The 23436-nt window shown below is 73.1% G+C and carries 20 protein-coding genes, 2 tRNA genes and 2 pseudogenes; 17 read left to right on the top strand and 7 right to left on the bottom strand.

Annotated features, from left to right (window positions below):
- Positions 1-210 precede the first annotated feature (210 nt).
- The 7 genes and pseudogenes from IE263_RS33240 to IE263_RS33215 all read left to right on the top strand — a co-directional run bounded on the left by IE263_RS33240 (position 211) and on the right by IE263_RS33215 (position 7967).
- Positions 211-1104 (top strand): FAD binding domain-containing protein, encoded by an 894-nt coding sequence (locus IE263_RS33240; RefSeq protein ID WP_189941563.1) that lies wholly within the window; start codon positions 211-213, stop codon positions 1102-1104.
- The gene (locus IE263_RS33235; protein WP_189941561.1) at positions 1101-2726 is read left to right on the top strand and encodes a (2Fe-2S)-binding protein; all 1626 of its coding nucleotides are present in this window, start codon (positions 1101-1103) and stop codon (positions 2724-2726) included. Before IE263_RS33240 ends, IE263_RS33235 begins: the two co-directional genes overlap by 4 nt.
- A complete protein-coding gene (locus IE263_RS33230) occupies positions 2723-5032 on the top strand; it encodes a xanthine dehydrogenase family protein molybdopterin-binding subunit (protein ID WP_189941560.1) in 2310 nt (769 codons plus the stop codon). The genes IE263_RS33235 and IE263_RS33230 overlap by 4 nt, the downstream gene beginning before the upstream one ends.
- Positions 5029-5151 carry a hypothetical protein gene (locus IE263_RS49590; protein ID WP_268256081.1) on the top strand — a complete coding sequence of 41 codons (123 nt, stop codon included), beginning with the start codon at positions 5029-5031 and terminating at the stop codon, positions 5149-5151. Before IE263_RS33230 ends, IE263_RS49590 begins: the two co-directional genes overlap by 4 nt.
- Before the next feature lie 26 nt (positions 5152-5177).
- Positions 5178-5681: pseudogene (locus tag IE263_RS33225) on the top strand (nucleoside/nucleotide kinase family protein).
- Positions 5682-5766: 85 nt separating this feature from the next.
- The gene (locus IE263_RS33220; RefSeq protein ID WP_189941558.1) at positions 5767-6948 is read left to right on the top strand and encodes an SUKH-4 family immunity protein; all 1182 of its coding nucleotides are present in this window, start codon (positions 5767-5769) and stop codon (positions 6946-6948) included.
- A gap of 44 nt (positions 6949-6992) precedes the next feature.
- Positions 6993-7967 (top strand): aldo/keto reductase, encoded by a 975-nt coding sequence (locus IE263_RS33215; RefSeq protein WP_189941556.1) that lies wholly within the window; start codon positions 6993-6995, stop codon positions 7965-7967.
- Positions 7968-8030: 63 nt separating this feature from the next.
- On the opposite strand, the gene IE263_RS33210 is transcribed toward IE263_RS33215, so the two are convergent.
- A tRNA-OTHER gene (locus IE263_RS33210) sits at positions 8031-8131 on the bottom strand.
- A gap of 16 nt (positions 8132-8147) precedes the next feature.
- Positions 8148-8222, bottom strand: a tRNA-Cys gene (locus IE263_RS33205).
- A gap of 232 nt (positions 8223-8454) precedes the next feature.
- Here IE263_RS33205 and IE263_RS33200 point away from each other — a divergent pair.
- From IE263_RS33200 to IE263_RS33175, 6 genes are all read left to right on the top strand, one after another.
- Positions 8455-9909, top strand: a complete 1455-nt coding sequence (locus tag IE263_RS33200; RefSeq protein WP_189941554.1) for an MFS transporter — start codon at positions 8455-8457, stop codon at positions 9907-9909.
- A gap of 32 nt (positions 9910-9941) precedes the next feature.
- On the top strand, positions 9942-10139 hold the full coding sequence (locus IE263_RS33195) for a hypothetical protein (RefSeq protein ID WP_189941552.1): 198 nt from the start codon (positions 9942-9944) through the stop codon (positions 10137-10139).
- Positions 10139-10507, top strand: coding sequence for a type II toxin-antitoxin system death-on-curing family toxin (locus IE263_RS33190; RefSeq protein ID WP_189941550.1), 369 nt, complete (start codon positions 10139-10141; stop codon positions 10505-10507). The genes IE263_RS33195 and IE263_RS33190 overlap by 1 nt, the downstream gene beginning before the upstream one ends.
- Positions 10508-10711: 204 nt before the next feature.
- Entirely contained in the window at positions 10712-12508 is a 1797-nt protein-coding gene (locus IE263_RS33185) for a DEAD/DEAH box helicase (protein ID WP_189941549.1), read from the top strand.
- 390 nt (positions 12509-12898) lie between these two features.
- Positions 12899-13540: an IclR family transcriptional regulator gene (locus tag IE263_RS33180; RefSeq protein WP_189941548.1), complete on the top strand. Its 642-nt coding sequence runs from the start codon at positions 12899-12901 to the stop codon at positions 13538-13540.
- A gap of 257 nt (positions 13541-13797) precedes the next feature.
- Positions 13798-14589 (top strand): S16 family serine protease, encoded by a 792-nt coding sequence (locus IE263_RS33175; protein ID WP_189941547.1) that lies wholly within the window; start codon positions 13798-13800, stop codon positions 14587-14589.
- Positions 14590-14626: 37 nt separating this feature from the next.
- On the opposite strand, the pseudogene IE263_RS33170 reads toward IE263_RS33175, so the two are convergent.
- Positions 14627-14803 (bottom strand): annotated as a pseudogene (locus IE263_RS33170) (ABC transporter permease); the annotation flags it as partial.
- Positions 14804-14838: 35 nt separating this feature from the next.
- On the bottom strand, positions 14839-15318 hold the full coding sequence (locus IE263_RS33165) for an Lrp/AsnC family transcriptional regulator (protein ID WP_189941594.1): 480 nt from the start codon (positions 15316-15318) through the stop codon (positions 14839-14841).
- Positions 15319-15440: 122 nt separating this feature from the next.
- On the opposite strand from IE263_RS33165, the gene hppD reads away from it, so the two are divergent.
- Positions 15441-16586, top strand: coding sequence for a 4-hydroxyphenylpyruvate dioxygenase (gene hppD, locus IE263_RS33160; protein WP_189941546.1), 1146 nt, complete (start codon positions 15441-15443; stop codon positions 16584-16586).
- Here the strand turns inward: hppD and IE263_RS33155 are convergent.
- On the bottom strand, positions 16583-18040 hold the full coding sequence (locus IE263_RS33155) for a tetratricopeptide repeat protein (protein ID WP_189941545.1): 1458 nt from the start codon (positions 18038-18040) through the stop codon (positions 16583-16585). The two genes, hppD and IE263_RS33155, sit on opposite strands and share 4 nt — an antisense overlap.
- 92 nt (positions 18041-18132) lie before the next feature.
- Here IE263_RS33155 and IE263_RS33150 point away from each other — a divergent pair, with 92 nt between their 5' ends.
- Entirely contained in the window at positions 18133-19539 is a 1407-nt protein-coding gene (locus tag IE263_RS33150; protein ID WP_189941544.1) for an FAD-binding oxidoreductase, read from the top strand.
- 14 nt (positions 19540-19553) lie between these two features.
- On the opposite strand, the gene IE263_RS33145 is transcribed toward IE263_RS33150, so the two are convergent.
- On the bottom strand, positions 19554-20030 hold the full coding sequence (locus tag IE263_RS33145; RefSeq protein ID WP_189941543.1) for an SsgA family sporulation/cell division regulator: 477 nt from the start codon (positions 20028-20030) through the stop codon (positions 19554-19556).
- A gap of 228 nt (positions 20031-20258) precedes the next feature.
- Here IE263_RS33145 and IE263_RS33140 point away from each other — a divergent pair, with 228 nt between their 5' ends.
- Positions 20259-22232, top strand: coding sequence for an RDD family protein (locus IE263_RS33140; RefSeq protein ID WP_189941542.1), 1974 nt, complete (start codon positions 20259-20261; stop codon positions 22230-22232).
- Positions 22233-22331: 99 nt separating this feature from the next.
- Positions 22332-23036, top strand: a complete 705-nt coding sequence (locus IE263_RS33135) for an RDD family protein (RefSeq protein ID WP_189941541.1) — start codon at positions 22332-22334, stop codon at positions 23034-23036.
- Between the two features lie 71 nt (positions 23037-23107).
- Here the strand turns inward: IE263_RS33135 and IE263_RS33130 are convergent, their stop codons facing one another.
- A complete protein-coding gene (locus IE263_RS33130; RefSeq protein WP_189941540.1) occupies positions 23108-23380 on the bottom strand; it encodes a hypothetical protein in 273 nt (90 codons plus the stop codon).
- Positions 23381-23436 lie beyond the last annotated feature (56 nt).

Raw genomic sequence — 23436 nt, 5'->3', positions numbered from 1 at the left:
AGGGTCACCGAAGAGTGGCAATTCGAGCACACCGGTGATGGCGTGCGAAAACGGGCCATCTCCATGGTGAGGTGGGTGAATGCCTCCTAGCGGACCCCCGCGTCCGGGTCTTGCGAAGATGTGCCAGAGTTGCCACGTCCGCCCTGTCAGCACGTACCGTACGGCAACACAGGTGGGACCAGGTGGGGCAGCGGGAAGGGGCAGCCGGTTTTGACCACGCACGCACCGCAGGCGGCGCAGGCCGTCACGCTGCCTACGACGCTGGACGAGGCCGTGGCGGCCTTGGCGGCCGTGCCCGCCGCCGTGCCCGTGGCCGGCGGCACCGACCTGATGGCCGCCGTCAACTCCGGGCAGCTGCGGCCCGCCGCGCTGGTCGGCCTCGGCCGGATCAGCGAGATCCGCGGCTGGCAGTACCAGGACGGCCACGCGCTGCTCGGCGCCGGGCTCACGCACGCGCGCATGGGCCGCCCCGACTTCGCCGCCCTCATCCCGGCGCTCGCGGCCGCCGCGCGCGCCGCGGGCCCGCCGCACATCCGCAACGCGGGCACCCTGGGCGGCAACATCGCCTCGGCGTCCCCCACGGGTGACGCGCTGCCCGTGCTGGCCGCGCTGGAGGCGACCCTGATCGTCGCGGGCCCGGGCGGAGCCCGCCGGGAGATCCCGGTGTCGCACCTGCTGGCCGGCATGGAGATGCTGCGCGGCGGCGAGCTCATCGGGTACGTGCGCGTGCCGCTGCTGCACGCCCCGCAGGTCTTCCTGAAGGCGACCGGTCGCACCGGCCCCGGGCGGGCCGTCGCGTCCGTCGCCCTCGTCCTGGACCCCGCCCGGCGCGGAGTCAGGTGCGCCGTCGGCGCCATAGCGCCGATGCCGCTGCGGCCCCTGGAGGCCGAGCAGTGGGTCGCCCGGCTCATCGACTGGGACAACAACCGCGCGATCGTCCCCGAGGCCCTCAACGCCTTCGGGGAGTACGTCGCCGCCGCCTGCATCCCCGACCCGGTCCCCGCCGAGGACGGCTCCGTGCAACCGCTTCCGCCCGCCGTACTGCACCTGCGGCGCACCGTCGCCGCGCTGGCCCGACGAGCACTGGGGAGGGCGCTGTCGTGACCGACGACCAGCAGGGACAGGGCACGCCGCCGGGTGGCGGCCGCTGGGATCCGCTGCCTCAGGGCGACTACGACGACGGCGCGACCGCCTTCGTGAAGCTGCCCGAGGGCGGCATCGACGCCCTCCTGGCCGCCCGCGGCGACAGCCCGCTCGCGGCACCCGGGCACGGCTATGTGCCGCCGCAGATAACGGTGGCGCACGAGGGGACCGACCCCGCCGCGACCGGCACGGGCGCGTGGGCGGCCCCGGCCGGCGGCACCGAGTGGCCCGCCCCCGCGACGGGAGGGACGGTCGGCGACGACCGGTTCACGTACAACCCCGGATCGACCGGACAGTGGACCTTCGACGAGACCGCCGCGGCCGCCTCTCCGGAGTCCGCGCCCGCCCCCGGTCACGACGTGACCGGCCAGTGGTCGATCCCGGTCGCCGGCGGTGACCTTCCCGACGAATCGGGCGAGTTCACCACGTCGTCCCTGGTCGAGCAGTGGGGCCGTACACCCCCGGCGACCCTGCCGGGGGGCGCGCCCGCGCCCTGGGCGACCGGACCGGCGCAGGAGGCGGGCCCGCAGGGGCAGCCGTGGGCGCAGGAGCCGGCCGGGGCCGGACAGCCGTCCGAGGGTTCCGCCCTCGCCGGCGGGCAGGCCCCCGAGGGCGCACCGGAGCCGGGGCAACCCGCGCCGACGGCCCCCGCGTTCGGACGGGCCGCGGAGCACACGGCGCCGGAGCAGTCGTACGGCTCCCCGGCGTCGCTCGAGCCGGACGCCGTGGAGGCCTCTCAGCCCGCTCCTGAGGCGGGTGAGGTTCCCGGGGACACCGAGAGTGCCCACGAGGCCGCAGAGGCCGTCCAGGCGCCCGCTGAGCCCGCCGCCGGACCCGACCCGGCCGAGGCCCCCGAGGAGCAGGCGGACGCCGAACCCGCCGCCGAGGTCACGGGGCCGTCCACGCGCGTGGACGGCGAGGACGCTCCCGAGGCCTCTCCCCGCCACGACGAACACCCCCTCGCCTCCTACGTGCTGCGCGTCAACGGCTCCGACCGCCCCGTCACCGACGCCTGGATCGGCGAGTCGCTGCTCTACGTCCTGCGGGAGCGGCTCGGGCTCGCGGGCGCCAAGGACGGCTGCTCGCAGGGCGAGTGCGGGGCCTGCAACGTGCAGGTGGACGGGCGGCTCGTCGCCTCCTGCCTGGTGCCGGCCGTCACCACCGCCGGCAGCGAGGTCCGTACCGTCGAGGGCCTCGCCGTCGACGGGCAGCCCTCGGACGTGCAGCGGGCGCTCGCCCAGTGCGGCGCCGTGCAGTGCGGTTTCTGCGTGCCCGGCATGGCGATGACCGTGCACGACCTGCTCGAGGGCAACCCGGCGCCCACCGAGCTGGAGACCCGTCAGGCGTTGTGCGGCAACCTGTGCCGCTGCTCCGGCTACCGGGGCGTTCTGCAGGCCGTCCAGGACGTCGTCGCCGAACGCGAGGCGCACGCCGCGGCGGATTCCGAGACGGACGGCGACGGGGCCCGTATCCCTCACCAGGCGGGCCCGGGCGCGGGCGGGGTCCACCCGTCGGCGTTCGAGAACCCGAACCAGCCGCATCCGCACGACCCGGCGTACGGCCAGGACGGAGGCCAGGCGTGAGCAACGAAGCAGCCACCGCGACGAGCCCCGCGGAGGCCGCCCCGGCCCCCGAGCCGCTCCCGCACGGCCTCGGCGCCTCCCTGCCGCCCGCCGACGCCCGCGCCAAGACCGAGGGCACCTTCCCGTACGCGGCCGACCTGTGGGCCGAGGGCCTGCTGTGGGCGGCCGTGCTGCGCTCCCCGCACGCGCACGCGCGCATCGTCTCCATCGACACCTCCCACGCGCGCGAGATGCCCGGCGTACGGGCCGTCGTCACCCACGAGGACGTGCCCGGCAGCCCGCTGCACGGACGCGGCAAGGCCGACCGTCCGGTGTTCGCCTCCGACGTCGTCCGCCACCACGGCGAGCCCATCGCGGCCGTCGCCGCCGACCACCCGGACACCGCGCGGATGGCCGCCGCGGCCGTCATCGTCGAGTACGAGGTACTCGACCCCGTGATCGACCCCGAGCAGGCCTTCGAGGCCGAGCCGCTGCACCCCGACGGCAACCTGATCCGGCACATCCCGCTGCACCACGGCGACCCGGCCGCGTCCGGCGAGATCGTCGTCGAGGGCCAGTACCGCATCGGCCGGGCGGACCCGGCCCCGATCGGCGCCGAGGCCGGCCTCGCGGTGCCCCGCCCCGACGGCGGCGTGGAGCTGTACCTGGCCTCCACCGACCCGCACACCGACCGCGACACGGCCGCCGCCTGCTACGGCCTGGAACCCGATCGGGTGAAGATCGTCGTCACCGGTGTGCCCGGCGCCACCGCCGACCGCGAGGACCAGGGCTTCCAGCTCCCGCTCGGCCTGCTGGCGCTGAAGACCGGCTGCCCGGTGAAGCTGACGGCGACCCGCGAGGAGTCCTTCCTCGGCCACGCCCACCGCCACCCCACCCTGCTCCGGTACCGCCACCACGCGGACGCCGAGGGCCGGCTCGTCAAGGTCGAGGCGCAGATCCTGCTGGACGCGGGCGCCTACGCCGACACCTCCGCCGAGGCCCTGGCCGCCGCCGTCTCCTTCGCCTGCGGTCCCTACGTCGTCCCGAACGCCTTCATCGAGGGCTGGGCCGTCCGCACCAACAACCCGCCCTCCGGCCATGTGCGCGGCGAGGGCGCGATGCAGGTCTGTGCCGCCTACGAGGCGCAGATGGACAAGCTGGCGAAGAAGCTGGGCCTCGACCCGGCGGAACTGCGGCTGCGCAACGTCATGGCGACCGGTGACGTCCTCCCGACCGGCCAGACGGTGACCTGCCCCGCGCCGGTCGCCGAACTCCTCCAGGCCGTCCAGGAGTTCCCGCTCCCGCCCCTCCCCAAGGACACCCCGGAGGGGGACTGGCTGCTGCCCGGCGGCCCCGAGGGCGCGGGCGAGCCGGGCGCGGTGCGCCGGGGCGTGGGCTACGGCCTGGGCATGGTGCACATGCTCGGCGCGGAGGGCGCCGACGAGGTCTCCACGGCCACGGTCAAGGTCCAGGACGGCGTCGCCACGGTGCTGTGCGCGGCGGTGGAGACCGGCCAGGGCTTCACCACGCTGGCCCGCCAGATCGTCCAGGAGACCCTCGGCATCGACGAGGTGCACGTCGCACCCGTCGACACCGACCAGCCCCCGGCCGGCGCGAGCTGCCGCGGCCGCCACACCTGGGTCTCGGGCGGCGCGGTGGAACGCGCGGCGAAGATGGTCCGCACACAGCTGCTCCAGCCCCTGGCACACAAGTTCGGCATGTCCACCGAACTGCTCCAGATCACCGACGGCAAGATCACCTCGTACGACGGCGTCCTGTCGACCACCGTCACCGAGGAGCTGCACGGCAAGGAGCTGTGGGCGACGGCCCAGTGCCGCCCGCATCCGACCGAGCCGCTGGACGGCGCCGGCCAGGGTGACGCCTTCGTGGGCCTGGCCTTCTGCGCGATCCGCGCGGTCGTCGACGTCGACATCGAGCTGGGCTCGGTCCGGGTCGTGGAGCTGGCGGTCGCCCAGGACGTGGGCCGTGTGCTCAACCCGGCGCAGCTGGCCGCCCGCATCGAGGCGGGCGTCACCCAGGGCGTCGGCATCGCGCTCACCGAGAACCTCCGCACCCCGCGCGGCCTGATCCGCCACCCGGACCTCACGGGGTACGCGCTCCCGACGGCCCTGGACGCCCCCGACATCCGGATCGTCAAGCTGGTCGAGGAGCGGGACGTGGTCGCCCCCTTCGGCGCGAAGGCGGTCAGCGCGGTCCCGGTCGTGACCTCCCCGGCGGCCATCGCCTCCGCCGTACGGGCCGCGACGGGCCGCCCGGTGAACCGGCTGCCGATAAGGCCGCAGGCGGCGGTGGTGACGGGCCAGTGACCGAGCCGGATCCGCAGCGCTACGAACCCCCGCCGGGCGTGGGCAAGTTGCTGCTGTGGATCCTGCTGTTCGTGCTGGCGGCGGTCGTCGTCGTGGTGGGCGGCGTCCTCCTGGCGTGAACGGGGTCGTGCTCGTCACCGGCGTGATGGCGTCCGGCAGGTCGACGGTCGCACAGGCCCTGGCGGAGAAGCTCCCGCGTGCGGCACACGTGCGTGGCGACGTCTTCCGCCGGATGATCGTGTCGGGCCGCGAGGAGTACGCCCCCGGCTCCCGTCCCGGCGGCGAGGCGGAGGCCCGACTTTGGCTGCGGTACCGGCTGTCGGCGGCGACGGCGGACGCGTACGCGCGCGGGCTGCACGGCGGTCGTGCAGGACGTGGTCCTGGGCGCGCCCCTGACGGCGTACGCGGAGACGGTCCGCACCCGCCCGCTGTACGTCGTCGTCCTGGCACCGGGCGCCGCGGCGGTGACGGCCCGCGAGGCGCGCAGGGAGAAGACGGGCCACGGCACCGCCTGGACGGTCGCGACCTGGACGCGGAACTGCCCACCCGCACCCCGCGCATCGGACTGTGGCCGGCCACCACGGAGCTGACGGTGGGGGAGACGGTCGAGGCGATTCCGGAGAAACGGGAACGCGCCCGGGTGGCCTGACGTCTTCCCAGGTGAGGGCCGTTGTCAGTGGGGCCGCGTAGGGTGCGGAGCAGTGGGACGGCGAACTTCACGCACGGGGGAACCGATGGGCACGACCGGGACCGCCGCCGACACGGCGGTGATCACCTTCACCGAGGACCAGCTGGATCCGTACGTCACCCACGCGCCGACGCGCCGCTGGCTGACCGGCCCCGGACTGCCGGGCACCGGCGGCCTGCTGACGTTCGAGGCGCTGCGCACGCACGGTCTGCGCACGGTCGCTGACTCGACGGGGGACGCCGAGGGCTGCCTGGCGGCCGAGCTGCGCGACCAACTGGTCATCGGCGGACTGCTCGGCGCCGCCGGCCCGCAGACGGAGTCGGTGCTGCTCGACGGTGCCACCGGCGAGATCACGACGACGTACTTCCTCCACGACCGTCCCGACCTGATGGACCGCCGCCCGCTCGCGCCCTCCCTGGAGAAGCTCGTGCGGTTCGCCACCGCCGCCGACGAACTGGCGGCCCTCCGGGGCCAGTTCGCGGCCTACGCCGGGCGCTGCGGGCCCGAGGCGGTGGCGGAGGCGTCGGGACAACTGCTGGCGCTGTACGAGGCGGGCGCGGACGGCGAGGTTCCGCCGTTCTGGCGGCTGGCCGCGGTGATCCGCCCCCTGGCGCTGGTGGCGGGCCCCGGCACCCGCTCCGGTCTGGCCCTGGACCTGCCGCCCCGCCTGCTGGACGAGGAGTTCGACGCCGGAGCGATCGTCCGCTTCGAGGAGGTCGACTTCCCGGCCGCGCTCACGCACGAGCCGACCCGCCGTTTCCTGCGGGAGACGGGGCTGCCGGAGGAGTGCGTCTGGTTCTCCCTCGACACGGACGTGCCCCTCCCCACCCTCGCCGAGCACTGGGCGGACAGCCCGGACGCCGAACTCCCCGAGGGCGCCGACCACTTGATCCGTCTGGGCCACCTCCTGGAGGACACGAGCATCGTGGTCGACGGCACCACCGGCGCGGTCCTGCACTGGAGCGAGACCGAGGCCGGACTCCGCCCGCTGAACGCCGACATCTCCACCCTGGCGTTCACCCTCTGGCTCATCCACCGCGAGCAGTCCCTCGACGCGGTCCACGAACTCACCGAGGCCTACGACCAACTGGCGGCCACGATGACCCGCACCCTGGCCGCCCTCGACCCCGTCGCCTGCGACCCGACCCGGAGGACGCCCACCGACGACGGGTGGCGGTACTGGCCGGGGGTGTTCGAGGACGAGGCGGGCGGCGGTCTCTACGCATAGCGAAACGGCGGCGCCCCTCCCGCCCTCCTCCTAGAGTCGCGATCATGGAGAACAGGACACTGGGGCGTACGGGCAGGCAGGTCGGGGTGATCGGGCTCGGGGCCTGGCAACTCGGCGGGGACTGGGGCCAGGTGGACGAGGCGGACGCCCTCGCCACGCTGCACGCGGCACTCGAGGCGGGCGTGAACTTCATCGACACCGCCGACGAGTACGGGGACGGACGAAGCGAGCAGATCATCGGCACCCTCCTGCGGTCGCTCGCGCGGACGGGCACGGCGGCACCGACCGTGGCGACGAAGATGGGCCGCCGCATGGCCCAGGTGCCGGAGAACTACAACGCCGCCAACTTCCGCGCCTGGACCGACCGCTCGCGTCGCAACCTCGGTGTCGACCGGCTCGACCTCGTGCAACTGCACTGCCCGCCGGACGCGGTGTACGCGAGCGACGAGGTGTTCGACGCCCTCGACGCGCTGGTCGAGGACGAGGCCATCGCGGCGTACGGAGTCAGCGTCCGCACCTGCGAGCAGGCGCTGGCCGCCATCCGCCGCCCGCACCTCGCCACCGTCCAGCTGGTCCTGAACGCCTTCCGCCTCAAGCCGCTGGAGCAGGTCCTGCCGGCCGCGGCGGAGGCAGGGGTCGGCATCATCGCGCGCGTACCCCTGGCCAGCGGTCTGCTCTCGGGCCGGTACCCGTCCGCCACCGTCTTCGGCGCGGACGACCACCGCACCTACAACCGGCGCGGCGAGTCCTTCGACGTCGGCGAGACCTTCTCGGGCGTGGACTACACGACCGGCCTCGAGGCGGTGGAACGGCTGCGTCCACTGGTCCCGGAAGACGCGACACTGGCTCAGTTCGCCCTGCGCTGGATCATCGACCAGCAGGCGGTGACCGTCGTCATCCCCGGCGCCCGCAACGCCGACCAGGCCCACACGAACGCCGCCACCGCCGCACTGTCACCGCTGGACCAGGCCACGCACCAGGCCGTCCAAGAGGTCTACGACGAACTGATCCGCCCGTAGATCCACCACCGGTGGTGACCGTCCGGCCGACCACCCGCCAGTGGCCGGCCGCGAGACGGACTGTGGAGGCCGTGGCGGGAATCGAACCCGCGTAACTCCCCGCGAGCGGAGCTCGCTGATGGATGCAGCGCAGGCGAGTCCCCAAGCCACTCGGGCACACGGCCGTTCGGTTCTTCTTTGTGGAGGCCGTGGCGGGAATCGAACCCACGTAACTCGCTTTGCAGGCGAGTCCCTAAACCACTCGGGCACACGGCCGTTCATCAGTTCCGTGGGGCTGCGCCCTTCCGAACTGCGTGGAACGACCGTATGGCGAGGGAGGAAGGGGATCCAAGGGAAGCGGCCGGCCTGCAATGGGACTGCCATACGCCGTTCATGAACGGGGGGTGGCCGGGGGGTGGTCGGGCGGTTGGCTTACGACCAAGGGACCAGGGGCGGGCCCGTCTCCGGACAGGGGTCAATGTCAGTTGTGCGCCTTACTCTGGCGGGCATGGCCGTCCTCGAACCTCGCGACACCGGTGTCGCCGACGCATCCGGCAAGTCCCGTCCGCCGTCCTCCGACGAGACCGTGCTCGGCCGGTCGTACCGGGCGCTGAGTGTCGGGATCGTCTCCGTCGTGTTGTTGGTCGCCTTCGAGGCGACCGCGGTGGGGACGGCGATGCCGGTGGCGGCGCGGGAGCTGGACGGGGTGTCCTTGTACGCCTTCGCGTTCTCGGGGTACTTCACGACCAGTCTGTTAGGGATGGTGCTGGCGGGACAGTGGTCGGACCGGCGGGGTCCGCTCGGGGCGTTGACCAGCGGTATCGCCACCTTTGTCGCAGGACTTCTGCTCTCCGGGACCGCCGGGGTCATGTGGCTGTTCATCCTCGGGAGGGCCGTGCAGGGGCTCGGGGGCGGGCTGGTGATCGTCGCGCTGTATGTCGTGGTCGGGCGGGCGTATCCGGAGCGGTTGCGGCCGGCGATCATGGCGGCCTTCGCGGCGAGCTGGGTCGTGCCGTCCGTCGTGGGGCCGCTTGCCTCCGGGGCGGTGACCGAGCATCTGGGATGGCGGTGGGTGTTCGTCGGGATACCCGTCCTCGTCGTGTTCCCGCTGGCCCTCGCGCTGCCGCAGATACGGCGGCGGGCCGGGGGACCGGTCGACGACGGGGCCGCGGGTGCCTCCTTCGACCGGCGCCGTATCCGCCTCGCCCTCGGGATCTCCCTGGGCGCCGGGCTCCTGCAGTACGCCGCCCAGGATCTGCGGCCCCTCTCCCTCCTCCCCGCCGCCGCGGGCGTCGCGCTGCTCGTGCCGGCCGTTCTCGGACTCCTGCCCCGCGGCACCTACCGGGCGGCCCGTGGGCTGCCGTCGGTCGTGCTGTTGCGCGGTGTCGCCGCCGGTTCCTTCATCGCCGCCGAGTCCTTCGTGCCGCTGATGCTGGTCACCCAGCGCGGCCTCAGCCCGACCCTCGCCGGGTTCTCGCTCGCGGCCAGCGGGGCGACCTGGGCGCTGGGTTCGTGGGTGCAGTCCCGGCCGCGGGTGGAGCCGTACCGGGAGCGGCTGATGACCGTCGGGATGGTGCTCGTGGCGGCCGCCATCGCCGCCGTGCCGAGTGTGCTGATCGACGCGGTGCCCGCCTGGACGGTGGCCGTCGCCTGGGGCTTCGGCTGCTTCGGGATGGGCCTGGTCATCTCCTCCACCAGCGTGCTCCTGCTGCAGCTCTCCGCTCCCGAGGAGGCCGGCACCAACTCCGCCGCCCTCCAGATCTCCGACGGACTCTCCAACGCCCTGCTGCTGGCCGCGGGAGGTGCCGCCTTCGCCGCCCTGGGCGGGGGGAGCGTGACCCATACGGCCACCGGAGCCTCCGGTTCGCACCCGGCCGCCTTCGCCGTGGTGTTCCTGCCGATGGCGGGAGTCGCGTTGGTGGGGGCTTGGGTGACGACGAGGCTGAGGTCAGTAGCCAGGTGACACCGAGTGGTACCACGTAGTACCGTCGAACCATGGCTGGACTGAACCTGCGTTTCACGGACGAGGAACTCGACGCCCTGCGTGAGCGTGCGGCGGCCGAGGGGCGCAGCATGCAGGCATTCGCGCACGATGCCGTGATGGGGGCCATCAACGAGCACTCGCGGTTGTTCAACGAGGCCGCGGAACACGTGCTGAAGGCCAGTGCGGAGCTGAACCGCAGGCTGGCCTGATGTATTACCTGACGCTCCCTGAGCTGCTGAACCTCGCGCAGCGACTCGGGGCGGACGAGGTGCGCGACTACGGCCTGCTGGACTCGGCGCTGGCGCGCCCCCGGTCGAGCGTGTTCGGCCAGGACGCCTATCCGGACGTATGGCAGAAGGCCGCGGCGCTGATGGAGTCCCTGGCGCGCAATCACGCGCTCGTCGACGGCAACAAGCGCATCGCCTGGTACGCGACCTGGGTCTTCCTGCACCTGAACGGACACCCGCTGGACCCCGACTTCGATGTGGACGAGGCCGAGAGATTCGTGTTGGACGTCTGTCAGGGCGCCCTGGACGTGCCCAAGATCGCGTCGCAGCTGCCGCGCTTCGCGCGCTGAGTCGGTGTCCGCGCTTTCCCTGTGACGTGGGTCCCACCCGGCCGTGACCCGGCCCCGTTCGCGCGTTGACGGGTCCGGGCCGCCGGTAGGGTGGCCCGGTTGTCATACGTAGCCGAAGCAGCCGAGCCGCCCGCCCGTCATCCACCACCGCCCTACCTGACGCGCTCTGCGCGGCCCCTTTGATTCGACCCCCGTACGGAGACCGTGACTACCACCGCCGCCTCGTCCTCACACCACCTCTCTCCCGCCTTCCCCGGCCGCGCCCCCTGGGGTACCGCCAGCAAGCTGCGTGCCTGGCAGCAGGGGGCGATGGAGAAGTACATCCAGGAGCAGCCGCGCGACTTCCTCGCCGTCGCCACCCCCGGCGCCGGCAAGACGACCTTCGCGCTGACGCTCGCCTCCTGGCTGCTGCACCACCACGTCGTGCAGCAGGTGACCGTGGTCGCGCCCACCGAGCACCTGAAGAAGCAGTGGGCGGAGGCGGCCGCGCGCATAGGGATCCGGCTGGACCCCGAGTACAGCGCGGGCCCGCTCAGCAAGGACTACCACGGTGTCGCCGTGACGTACGCGGGCGTCGGCGTGCGGCCGATGCTGCACCGCAACCGCAGCGAGCAGCGCAAGACGCTCGTCATCCTCGACGAGATCCACCATGCCGGTGACTCCAAGTCGTGGGGTGAGGCCTGCCTGGAGGCGTTCGAGCCGGCCACGCGGCGGCTCGCGCTCACCGGTACGCCCTTCCGGTCCGACACCAACCCCATCCCGTTCGTGACGTACGAGGAGGGGAACGACGGGATCCGGCGGTCGGCCGCGGACTACACGTACGGGTACGGGAACGCGCTGGCCGACCACGTCGTCCGGCCCGTCATCTTCCTCTCCTACAGCGGCAACATGCGCTGGCGGACCAAGGCCGGCGACGAGATCGCCGCGCGGCTCGGCGAGCCGATGACGAAGGACGCGATCAGCCAGGCGTGGCGTACGGCCCTGGATCCGCGCGGCGAGTGGATGCCGAGCGTGCTGCGCGCCGCCGACCAGCGGCTGACGGAGGTCAGGAAGTCGATCCCGGACGCGGGCGCCCTCGTCATCGCCTCCGACCAGGACTCCGCGCGCGCGTACGCCAAGCTGATCCGGGAGATCACCGGGACCAAGGCGACCCTCGTCCTCTCCGACGACGCCGGCGCGTCCAACCGGATCGACGAGTTCAGCAACAACACCGACCGGTGGATGGTCGCGGTGCGGATGGTGTCGGAGGGCGTCGACGTACCGCGGCTCGCGGTCGGGGTGTACGCGACGACGATCTCGACGCCGTTGTTCTTCGCGCAGGCCGTCGGACGTTTCGTACGGTCCCGGCGGCGCGGCGAGACCGCGTCCGTCTTTCTCCCCACCGTGCCCGACCTGCTCGGCTTCGCCAACGAGATGGAGCGCGAGCGGGACCACGTCCTCGACAAGCCCAAGAAGGACGGGGGCGAGGAGGACCCGTACGCCGAGTCCGAGAAGGAGATGGAGGAGGCGAACCGGGAGCAGGACGAGGACACCGGTGAGCAGGACATGCTGCCCTTCGAGGCGCTGGAGTCCGACGCCGTCTTCGACCGGGTCATGTACAACGGGGCCGAGTTCGGCATGCAGGCCCACCCCGGGAGCGAGGAGGAGCAGGACTACCTCGGCATCCCCGGCCTGCTGGAGCCCGAGCAGGTCCAGCTCCTGCTGCAGAAGCGACAGGCCAAGCAGATCGCGCACAGCAAGAAGAAGCCGGACACGGAAGCCGATCTGCTGGAGCTGCCCGCCGAGCGGCGGCCGGTGGTCTCGCACAAGGAGCTGATGGAGCTGCGCCGGCAGCTCAACACGATGGTCGGCGCGTACGTTCACCAGAGCGGCAAGCCGCACGGGGTGATCCACACCGAGCTGCGGCGGGTGTGCGGGGGGCCGCCGAGCGCGGAGGCGACGGCGGGGCAGCTGCGGCAGCGGATCGCCAAGGTGCAGGAGTGGGCGACCCGGATGAAGTGACGGGGTCTGCGTTGCGGTGACGGGGTCTGCGTTGCGGTGACGGGCTCTTTGCCGGGCGTTCGCCGGCTCCGGTCTCCCGGCAGGGGCGCGTGTCCTCGTGGTCGGTCTGTTCACGCGCCGTACATATCGACGCAAAAGACAGGTAGTCCATACCGGCCAGTGACCGGATTCTGGACGGAGCCTTCCGCTCAGCGAACCTGCTTCGCTACTGTCCCGCTACGCACACGCCCCGTGGCAGCGCCGCCGCGGAGCGCAGCCGTGAAGCGACTGGGCCCGGACACGCCGGGCCCATCTGTCGATCGGCGGCCTCTGAAGCGCGTCACTGACGGGACTCGGTGACGCATCCGCCGCGAGGGGGCAGCCGACCTCACCACTTAAGGAGTGGGCGTCGTGACCGCGGAGACCTCCCAGACGCTCGATCGAGGACTGAGGGTCCTCAAGCTGCTGGCCGACACCGACCACGGGCTGACCGTCACCGAGCTTTCCCACAAACTGGGCGTGAACCGGACCGTCGTGTACCGGTTGCTCGCCACGCTGGAGCAGCACGCACTCGTACGGCGTGATCTGGGCGGGCGAGCCCGGGTCGGCCTGGGAGTGCTGAGGCTGGGCCGCCAAGTGCATCCGCTGGTGCGGGAGGCGGCGTTGCCCGCGCTGCGGTCGCTGGCCGAGGACATAGGGGCGACCGCGCATCTGACGCTCGTCGACGGAGCCGAGGCGTTGGCCGTCGCCGTGGTGGAGCCGACATGGACGGACTACCACGTGGCGTACCGGGCCGGGTTCCGGCATCCGCTGGAACGGGGGGCCGCGGGCAAGGCGATTCTCGCTGCGCGGCAGCGGTCGTTGGACGACCCCGGGTACACGCTGACGCACGGGGAGCTGGAGGCGGGGGCGAGCGGGGCTGCGGCTCCGCTGCTGGGGGTGACGGGGGTCGAGGGCAGCGTGGGTGTCGTGATGCTGGCGGACGCCGTCCCGGAGAGGGTGGGGCAGCGAGTGGTGGACGCGGCACGGGAGGTTGCGGAGGCGCTGAGGTGAGCGCCGTGGGTTGAGCGGTGGGTGTCGAGCGGTGCGGGTTGAGCGGTGAAGGTGGGGCGTTGCGGAATGCCGCCGCGCCCATCCGTGCCGCCCTGGTATCCGACCGTCTCGTACCCGAGGCGACCTTCACCTTCCTCTTCGATCGCAGGACATACGACTCGGACAGCGCGGCTGAGCCCTCTTGCCGCGCCCGCCGCCTCCCGTGCCGTGTGCTGGTCACCGTCGGCCGGGGCGACCCCTCGCGTTAGATTGACCCCGTGCTCTCTCGCCTCACGCGTCCCCAGGTCCTCGCTGTCTGTGCTCTGCCCTTTGCCGGGCTGGTCGCGAGCGCCGTGTTCGCGCCGTTGCCGTTCTCGGTGGCGTACCCGGGGACGACGGCGGATGTGCTCGGGGCGTACAAGGGGACGCCCGTCATCACGATCTCCGGCGCGCCCAGCCGGGACACCACCGGGCAGCTGCGGATGACGACCATCGTGGCGACCGGCCCGGACGCGCATGTCTCGCTGGGGGATGTGATCGACGGATGGTTCAAGACCGACCAGGCGGTCATGCCGCGGGACTCGGTGTACCCCAGCGGGGAGAGCACCAAGGAGATCGAGCGGCACAACACCGAGCAGATGAAGAAGTCCCAGGACGCCGCGACCGAGGCCGCGCTGGCGTACCTCGACCGGGACGACGAGAACATCAAGGTCACGCTGAAGCTGGCCGACGTCGGCGGCCCCAGCGCCGGGCTGCTGTTCTCGCTGGGGATCATCGACAAGCTCGACGGCGACGGCAGCGGCGGTGACCTCACGGGCGGTCGTACCGTCGCCGGGACGGGGACCATCGACGCCCAGGGCAGGGTCGGCGCCGTCGGCGGTGTCGCTCTGAAGACGCAGGCCGCCCGGCGGGACGGCGCCACCGTCTTCCTCGTACCGAAGGACGAGTGCTCCGAGGCCAAGGCCGAGCTGCCCAAGGGTCTGCGCCTGATCCCGGTGACCACCCTCCAGGGCGCCGTCGACTCCCTGGTCGCCCTGGAGACGGGCAAGGGCTCCGTACCCGCCTGCTGAAGCCGGCCTGCCGAAACCGCCTCGCTGCACGCATCCCGACGTACGCGGCGTCGAACAGCAGGGCCAGGACGATGATCCCGTGCGTGCCCGCGAGGACCTGGTGGAGCGCGTTCCCGCTGTCCGGCGAGGCGATGCCGCGGAAGATCTCGTTGCCGAGGCCGGGCCCGGAGGCGTAGGCGGCGACGGCGGCGGCACCCGTCGGCATCTGCGGGGATCGTGGAGGTCCCGGTGGTGGCGAGGCTTCTCGCTCTACGCCCTTTCCTGCTTCTCCGCCGCCTGCTCCACCAGCGGGATGATCCGCAGCGGAACGGCGTTCTCCATCACGATCGCGGTGGAGGCCCGGACGATCCCGTCAAAGCCGACAACCCGGTCGATGACCCGCTGGAGATCGGCGTTGGAGCGGGCCACCAGCCGGCACAGCATGTCCCCGCTGCCGGTGGTGGTGTGCAGCTCCAGCACCTCCGGGACGGTCGCCAGGTGCGCCCGTACGTCGGCCCCTTGCCCCTGCCGGATCTGGAGCGTGGCGAACGCGGTGACCGGGTAGCCGAGGGCCGCCGGATCCACCTCCGGCCCGAACCCGCGGATGACTCCGTTCGACTGAAGCCGGTCGAGCCGCGCCTGCACCGTCCCCCGCGCGACCCCCAGCCGCCGGGACATCTCCAGGACGCCGATGCGCGGCTCCCGCGCCAGCAGCACGATGATCCGCCCGTCCAGATGATCGATCGCCACGCCCGCCTCCGAGATGGTCACCCTGTACAGAAAGGCCGTCGATGCCCCCGTGGCGCTGAACAGATTGCCCAGCGCTCAGGCGAAGTGTTGCGCACCTTGCCGGGCGGAGCGAGGCTTCCGCTATGACGCAGACCACACACCACACTCCCGACACCGCCCGGCAGGCCGACCCCTTCCCGGTCAAGGGAATGGACGCGGTCGTCTTCGCCGTGGGCAACGCCAAGCAGGCGGCGCACTACTACTCCACCGCCTTCGGCATGAAGCTGGTCGCCTACTCCGGACCGGAGACCGGCAGCCGCGAGACCGCCGCCTACGTCCTCGAGAACGGCTCCGCCCGCTTCGTCCTCACCTCCGTCATCAAGCCCGCCACCACCTGGGGACACTTCCTGGCCCAGCATGTGGCCGAGCACGGCGACGGCGTGATCGACCTCGCCATCGAGGTCCCGGACGCGCGCGCCGCGTACGCCTACGCCGTCGAGCACGGCGCCCGCTCGGTCGCCGAGCCGTACGAGCTGAAGGACGAGCACGGCACGGTGGTGCTGGCCGCGATCGCCACGTACGGCGAGACCCGCCACACGCTGGTCGACCGCTCCGGCTACGACGGCCCGTACCTGCCGGGCTTCGTACCCGCGAGGCCCCTCGTGGAGCCGCCCGCCCAGCGCACCTTCCAGGCCATCGACCACTGCGTCGGCAACGTCGAACTCGGCCGGATGAACGAGTGGGTCGGCTTCTACAACAAGGTCATGGGCTTCACGAACATGAAGGAGTTCGTGGGCGACGACATCGCCACCGAGTACAGCGCCCTGATGTCGAAGGTCGTCGCGGACGGCACGCTCAAGGTCAAGTTCCCGATCAACGAGCCCGCCATCGCCAAGAAGAAGTCCCAGATCGACGAGTACCTGGAGTTCTACGGCGGCGCGGGCGTGCAGCACATCGCGCTGAACACGAACGACATCGTGCAGACGGTACGGACGATGCGCGCGGCGGGCGTCGAGTTCCTCGCCACGCCCGACTCCTACTACGACACCCTCGGCGAGTGGGTCGGCGACACCCGCGTGCCCGTGGAGACCCTGCGCGAGCTGAAGATCCTCGCCGACCGCGACGAGGACGGCTATCTGCTGCAGATCTTCACCAAGCCGGTCCAGGACCGTCCGACCGTCTTCTTCGAACTCATCGAACGGCATGGCTCGATGGGCTTCGGCAAGGGCAACTTCAAGGCCCTGTTCGAAGCGATCGAGCGGGAGCAGGCCAAGCGCGGCAACCTCTAGGACGGCACGTCCTTCATCGCCGGCTCGCCCAGCTGCGTCAGCGCCGCCCGGGCCCGGGGCACGTGCAGCGGGGAGAAGTGCGGGTTGATCCGCAGCGCCTCCTGAAGGTGCCGCCGGGCCGGCCCGTACCGCTTCAGCCCGAACTCGATCATGCCCAGGTGGTAGGAGTACGGCGCGCTGCGCACCCCGCCGCCCTTCGCCCGGTCGGTGGCGATCGCGGCGAACTTCAGCGCCTCCTTGTCCTGGCCGGCCCGGTGCAGCGCCCATCCCAGCGCGTCCGCGACCGCGATCCCCGGCTGCCGCCGCCACTCGGCGCGCAGCCGCCGGACCGCGGTCTGCGGATCGCCGTGGTCGGCCTCGAACTGGCCGAGCAGCAGCTCCTGGTCGACTCCGCCGGCCGTGTCGAGCCGCACCCGCTCGCGCAGCAGGTCGTACTGCACACGGGCCTTCTGGGTCATCCTCAGCGACTCGTACAGCTCGCCCAGCTCCAGCACGTACTGCGGCAGGGGCTGGCCGGCGAGCGCGGCCTGGTACGCGCTCAGCGCCTCCGAGCTGCGCCCGAGGGCCGCCAGCGTCCGCCCCCGCCCGGCCTGCGCGGCCCGCTGGTCGGGGTCGAGATGCACCGCCTGCTGGAAGTGGCGCAGGGCGGTCCTCAGGTCGCCGCGCTCCCAGGCGAGCTGCCCGGCCCGCTCCCGCCAGGCCGCCTCCTCGGCGGGCGTGGACGCCCCGGCCGCCGCGTCCGACAGCGCCGCCGCCGCGTCCTCACGCCAGCCCTGCTCCCAGTAGACGGCCGCCGCCCGCCCCAGCACCGCCGGGCCCGAGTGCAGCTTCATCAACGTGTCCAGCGCGGCGCGGGCCTTCTTGTAGTCGCCGAGCCCGGTGTAGGCGTCGATGAGCAGCGGATACGTCGTCCACCGCTTCGGCGCCAGTTCGCGCGCGGCCTCGGCCCAGTCGCGGGCCGCCGGGAAGTCGCGGCGCGCGTTGGCGAGGGCGGCCAGGCCGTCGAGGGCCTCGGCGTTGCCCCGGGGGCGCACGTCCAGCGAGGTGCGCAGGGCCCGCTCGGCCCTGGGGTAGCGGACGGCGTCGGCGGTGCGCCGGCCCTGCTCGACGTAGGCCGCGCCGAGGACCGCCCAGGACTGGGCGTCCCGGGGGTGCTTGCGCAGATGGGTCTCGCGCTCGTCGATCAGCGACACCAGGTCGGGCAGTGCGGCCGCCACCCCGGTCCTGACCGCGGCGTGCGCCTGCGCCCCCGGGGCCGGTCCGGGCGGCGCCGGCCTCCTCGCCGGCTGTTCGCCGGGCAGGACGGGCAGGAACAGGAGGACCCCGCCCAGCACCAGGCATCCGCCCAGCACACCGACGAGCACCCGGCGGCGCAGCCGGGAGCGGGCCCCTTCGCTCGGGGCGGGCGTCTGCGGCCGGTCGTCCGCGGCCGTGGTCTCCGTAGCGCTCTCCATGGCGCTTACTGTGCGACAGTACGACGACCGCGCCCCGGCATCCGCCGGGTGCCGCAGACGGGGTTCACACCGATGGCCCCGGGTGCGACGCTGTGATCATGAGCCGTATCGAAGCGCCCCGCGACGAGGAGACCGGCAACCTCCTGGACCGCCTGCTCGACGGCCTGCCCGCCGAGGCGGTCCTCACCGACCCCGACGTCACGGCCTCGTACGCCAACGACATGGCGAGCTTCTGCCCGGCCGGCACCCCGGCCGTGGTCGTGCTGCCGCGCACGGTCGAACAGGTCCAGCACGTCATGCGCACCGCCACCGAGCTGCGCGTCCCGGTGGTCCCCCAGGGCGCCCGCACCGGCCTGTCGGGCGCCGCCAACGCCTCCGACGGCTGCGTCGTGCTCTCCCTGACGAAGATGGACCGGATCCTCGAGATCAGCCCGGTCGACCGCATCGCCGTCGTCGAGCCCGGGGTCGTCAACGCGGTGCTCTCCCGCGCGGTCGGCGAGCACGGCCTGTACTACCCGCCCGACCCCTCCAGCTGGGAGATGTGCACGATCGGCGGCAACATCGGCACCGCCTCCGGCGGCCTGTGCTGCGTGAAGTACGGGGTGACGGCCGAGTACGTCCTCGGCCTCGACGTCGTCCTCGCCGACGGCCGCCTGATGACCACCGGCCGCCGCACCGCCAAGGGCGTCGCCGGGTACGACCTGACCCGTCTGTTCGTCGGCTCCGAGGGCTCGCTCGGCATCATCGTCCGGGCCGTCCTGGCGCTGAAGCCCCAGCCGCCCCAGCAGCTCGTGCTGGCCGCCGAGTTCGCGTCCGGCGCCGCCGCCTGCGACGCGGTCTGCGGCATCATGGCCGGCGGGCACGTGCCGTCCCTCCTCGAACTCATGGACCGTACGACGGTGAAGGCCGTCAACGACCTCACTCACATGGGCCTCCCCGAGACCACCGAGGCCCTTCTGCTCGCCGCGTTCGACACCACGGACCCGGCCGCCGACCTCGCCGCCGTCGGCGCGCTGTGCGAGGCGGCCGGCGCCACCCGGGTCGTCCCGGCCGACGACGCGGCCGAGTCCGAACTGCTCCTCCAGGCGCGGCGCTCCTCGCTCGTCGCTCTGGAGGCCGTCAAGGGCACGACGATGATCGACGACGTGTGCGTGCCCCGCTCGAGGCTCGGCGAGATGCTCGACGGGGTCGAGCGCATCGCCGAGAAGCACCAGCTGACCATCGGCGTCGTCGCCCACGCGGGCGACGGCAACACCCACCCCACCGTCTGCTTCGACGCCCAGGACCCCGACGAGTGCCGCCGCGCCCGCGAGTCCTTCGACGAGATCATGGCCCTCGGCCTGGAACTCGGCGGCACCATCACCGGCGAGCACGGCGTGGGCGTGCTGAAGAAGGAGTGGCTGGCGCGCGAGATCGGCCCGGTGGGCGTGGAGATGCAGCGGGCCGTCAAGCAGGTCTTCGACCCGCTGGGCATCCTCAACCCGGGCAAGCTCTTCTGATGCTCCGTGACGGCTCACTCCCCGTCCGTGGACTCGTCCGACAGCCACGGGTCGCGCAGCCACAGGTCGTCCGCCGGGGTCGGGGTGAGCAGGTCGGCCAGGACGTCGTCGAGGCCGAGCCGCTCGGCCTCGGTCCCCGGGGGCACCGCCCGCAGCGTCCGCTCCAGCCAGGCCGACACCTGGGCCGCGGGCGCCTCCAGCAGCGCGTCACCGGCGGGTGAACTCAGCGCGATCAGCACGACGCCGCGCCCGTCCACCTTCGTCGGCCACACGCGCACGTCCCCGTGCCCGCACGGCCGGAACACCCCCTCCACCAGCAGCTCGCGGGCGAACGTCCAGTCGACGGGCTGCTCGGAGTTGATGTGGAAGGTGATGTGCACGGCGAAGGGGTCGTCGCTGCGGTAGGCGAGCCGCGCCGGCACCGGGATGCTGCGTTCCGGCGACAGGACGAGCCGGAGCTCCAGCTCGCGTTCCACCACGGTGGGGTGCATGTCCGTTCTCCTCTCGGTACTGATCCGTACGGATGGGAGAGCGGGGTCCCGCCGTGAGCATTACGCGGTTCCGAGAACTTTTTTTGCCGGGCGGTCCGAACGTGTGAAGGAGGTGCACGCGGTTGCCCGGAAAGGGGTGGGTACGGCGGGACTGGCGGTGGGGGTTGCGCTCGTCTGATAGATGTGGAGGCCCCCATCCCACCCCCGAGCAGATACGGGACGACGGACATGAGCGCCCCAACCCCGGCCCCCGGCGACGACAGGCCCCGCGAAGGGTATTACCCGGACCCGTCCATTCCTGGATACGTCCGGTACTGGAACGGCGCCGCCTGGGTGCCGGGCACGAGCCGCCCGGCGCCGTCCGGCGGCGAATCGCTCGCGCCCCCGCCCGGCGACGGGCCGGCGGGCGGCTCGGCGTCCGTCGAGGAGACCGGCCCGCACTTCTTCGACGAGGACCCTGCCCCGGCGCAGCAGTACGGCAGCCGCCCCGAACCGGCGTCGGCGTGGGGCGCCGACCGCTCCCAGCAGTCCGGCTTCGGCGGCGACCAGGACCGCAGGGTGTCCTGGGGGAACCCGCAGGGCCAGGACCCGCGGGTGCAGGTCCCGCCGGACGGGCAGTCCCCGCCGGACGGACAGTCCCCGACGGCCGACGGCACGGCGACGGCCCCTCCGGCGGAGCGGGAGCCGGATTCCGGCCCTGGTGACGAGTCCGGGGGCACGTTCGTCTTCCGCCGCCCGACGGCCGGATCCGCCTCCGGAACCACCCCGTCCGCCGCTTCCGGCCCCGGTGGCCCCAACCCCGACCCCGGCACCGTGACCTTCCGTGCGCCGGTCCCGCGCACACCCCGCCAGGGCGGGGCACCGGGGGCGCAGCCCGGGAGCACGGGCGCACCGTCGGCGGCCGGCCAGGGAACGCCGGGGGCCCCGGCGACGGCCGGGACCTCCGGGACGCCCGGTTCCGGTGCACCGGGTGCCGCCGGTGCGGGCGCGGGCACGGGGGCGCAGGGCTCGGCCGGGGCCCTCGGCGGCTCCGGTGCGGCAGCGTTCGGCGGGCCGGGCGGGGCCGGTTTCGCCGCCCAGGGGCCGGTCGGCTCGGCGGGCGCCGGTGGCGGTGCCGCTTCGGGCGGCGGTTTCGGTGCCGAGGGTTCGGCCGGTGCGGCGGGCCCGGGTGCCGCCGCCGCTTCCGGGCAGCCCGGTTTCCCCGCGCAGGGTCCGCTCGGTTCGGCCGGCTCGGGTGGCGGTGCCGGGAGCGCGGAGCCCGGTTTCGGTGCCGCCCCTGCCTCCGGGCAGCCCGGTCTCCCCGCCCAGGGGCCCGTCGGCGCCCCCGCCTCCGGTGCCCCCGCTCCCGCAGCCGGTTTCGGTGCCCCGGCCTCCGCCAAGCCCGGTTTCGGTGCCGGCAAGGCCGCCGCCGAGCGCGCGGCCGCCCAGCCCGCCCAGTCCGTCCAGCCCGCCGCCCAGGCGTCCGCCCCCGCCCTCCCCGGCGCCCCACAGGCCACCCCGGGCGTCCCGGGCGTCCCCCAGCAGTCCGGCGTCCCCCAGTCCCGACCGGAGGCGGCCGCGGCCGCCTCCGCCATGCCCATGAGCACCGGCCTCGGCGGCGGTCAGCAGTCCTGGGCGCAGCAGGTGCACCAGCTGGCGGCGAACGGCGACGACCAGCCCGTCGCGCCCTGGAAGCCGCCGGTCGAGGACGTGTTCCAGGCCGCCGCCCGGCGTCAGGCGGCGGCCCGCCCCGCCGGGCTCGGCAAGCGGCTGGCCGCCCGCCTCGTGGACACCCTCGTCCTCGGCGCCGTCACCTCCGCCGCCGCCTTCCCGCTGGGCACGAGGGCCGTCGAGCACGTCAACGACAAGATCGACGCGGCCAAGCTCAGCGGAGAGACCGTCACCGTCTGGCTGCTGGACGGCACGACCTCGGCGTACCTCGGCATCGTCCTCGCCGTCCTGCTGCTCTTCGGGGTCGTGTACGAGGCGCTGCCGACCGCCAAGTGGGGGCGCACGCTGGGCAAGAAGCTGTTCGGGATCGAGGTGCGCGACATCGAGGGCCACGAGCCGCCGTCCTTCGGCGCGGCGCTGCGCCGCTGGCTCGTCTACATCGTGCCCGGGCTGCTCGCCGTCGGTGTCGTGGGTGTCCTGTGGGGCCTGTTCGACCGGCCGTGGCGCCAGTGCTGGCACGACAAGGCGGCGCACACGTTCGTGGCGGGCTGACCGGCTACCGGCCCGTACCGCAAGCGGCCCACGTGATTTCGTCCCCCGGACGGCCGCTCGCCGGATGCGGAGCCGCGCGGTTCGCGGTCGACTCGGGCCATGACGACCGAACCGCCCCCCGGTTCCGGCGGCGAGCCGCCGGAGGACGATCCGTTCAGGAAGCAGCCCCCGCAGCAGCCCCCGTACGGTCAGGGGCCGGGCTCGTCGGGCTGGCAGGCCGCACCGGGCCCGCAAGGCCCGCAGGGACCGCCGTACGACAGCTCGTACGGCGGCGCGGGCGCCCAGCCACCGCCGTACGGAGGCGGCCCCTACGGGGGTGACCCGTACGGCGGCTATCCGGCCGATCCGCTCGCGGGCATGCCCCCGCTGGCCGACAGCGGCAAGCGGACGCTGGCGAGGATCATCGACATGGTCATGGTGGCCGTCGTCGTCTGGCTGCTGACGTGGGCCTTCCGGGTGAACGAGTACGGGATGGACGGCGAGCGGGTCGAGGTCGGCAAGTCGCTCGCGCAGTCCCTGGTGGCCGCCGTCCTCTACGTCGCCTACGACACCGTCATGACCGCCAGGTCCGGGCAGACGCTGGGCAAGAAGTGGCTGGGCATGCGGGTGGCCAACCTCGACAACGGCTCCACGCCCTCGGTGCAGACCTCGCTGGTCCGGGCGCTGGTGCTGTGGCTGCCGTTCGCGTTCTGCTGCGCCTGTCTGTGGACGGCGATCTGCGGCGGCTGGAGCTTCTTCGACAAGCCCTACAAGCAGGGCCTGCACGACAAGGCCGCCAAGACGGTGGTGGTCAGCACCACCTGACGCACCGACAGCACGACGGCAGCACGACGGAGGGCCCGCGCCGTGTCAGGCGGGGCCCTCCGTCGTGTCGTTCAGGGTGCCGACGGTTCCCGGACCGGCTCCGGCGCCGCGGCGACCGAGGCGGGGACGGGCTGCTCGTCCACGGCGGAGCGTGCCACGACGACGGGGGCGCGCCTGGGCGCCGGGACCGTCAGGGCGACGAGTACGCCGAGGGCGACCGCGGTGATGGTGATGACCGCGATGAGGGAGCCCGAACTCGTCTGTGACAGCAGCAGCATGGCGAGCGTCGAGAAGATGACGGTGCAGGAACCGTACGTGAGCTGTGCGACAGTCGGACGAGGCATGGCAATCGTGTCCTCGGAAGCGGGGGCGGTCTCGACTCTATTCGCCTGCATGCCCG

This window comes from Streptomyces aurantiogriseus, from assembly GCF_014649375.1.
Taxonomy (GTDB): Bacteria; Actinomycetota; Actinomycetes; order Streptomycetales; family Streptomycetaceae; genus Streptomyces; species Streptomyces aurantiogriseus.
Note: the sequence above shows the minus strand (reverse complement) of the source record. Positions and strands in the feature narration are given on the sequence as shown.

Bases quoted from the DNA above. Each gene is read 5' to 3' on its own strand.
- IE263_RS33220 (WP_189941558.1), top strand. From the start codon at position 5,767: ATGGGCACGACCGGGACCGCCGCCGACACGGCGGTGATCACCTTCACC.
- IE263_RS33215 (WP_189941556.1), top strand. From the start codon at position 6,993: ATGGAGAACAGGACACTGGGGCGTACGGGCAGGCAGGTCGGGGTGATC.
- IE263_RS33200 (WP_189941554.1), top strand. From the start codon at position 8,455: ATGGCCGTCCTCGAACCTCGCGACACCGGTGTCGCCGACGCATCCGGC.
- IE263_RS33195 (WP_189941552.1), top strand. From the start codon at position 9,942: ATGGCTGGACTGAACCTGCGTTTCACGGACGAGGAACTCGACGCCCTG.
- IE263_RS33190 (WP_189941550.1), top strand. From the start codon at position 10,139: ATGTATTACCTGACGCTCCCTGAGCTGCTGAACCTCGCGCAGCGACTC.
- hppD (WP_189941546.1), top strand. From the start codon at position 15,441: ATGACGCAGACCACACACCACACTCCCGACACCGCCCGGCAGGCCGAC.
- IE263_RS33155 (WP_189941545.1), bottom strand. From the start codon at position 18,040: ATGGAGAGCGCTACGGAGACCACGGCCGCGGACGACCGGCCGCAGACG.
- IE263_RS33145 (WP_189941543.1), bottom strand. From the start codon at position 20,030: ATGCACCCCACCGTGGTGGAACGCGAGCTGGAGCTCCGGCTCGTCCTG.
- IE263_RS33140 (WP_189941542.1), top strand. From the start codon at position 20,259: ATGAGCGCCCCAACCCCGGCCCCCGGCGACGACAGGCCCCGCGAAGGG.
- IE263_RS33135 (WP_189941541.1), top strand. From the start codon at position 22,332: ATGACGACCGAACCGCCCCCCGGTTCCGGCGGCGAGCCGCCGGAGGAC.
- IE263_RS33130 (WP_189941540.1), bottom strand. From the start codon at position 23,380: ATGCCTCGTCCGACTGTCGCACAGCTCACGTACGGTTCCTGCACCGTC.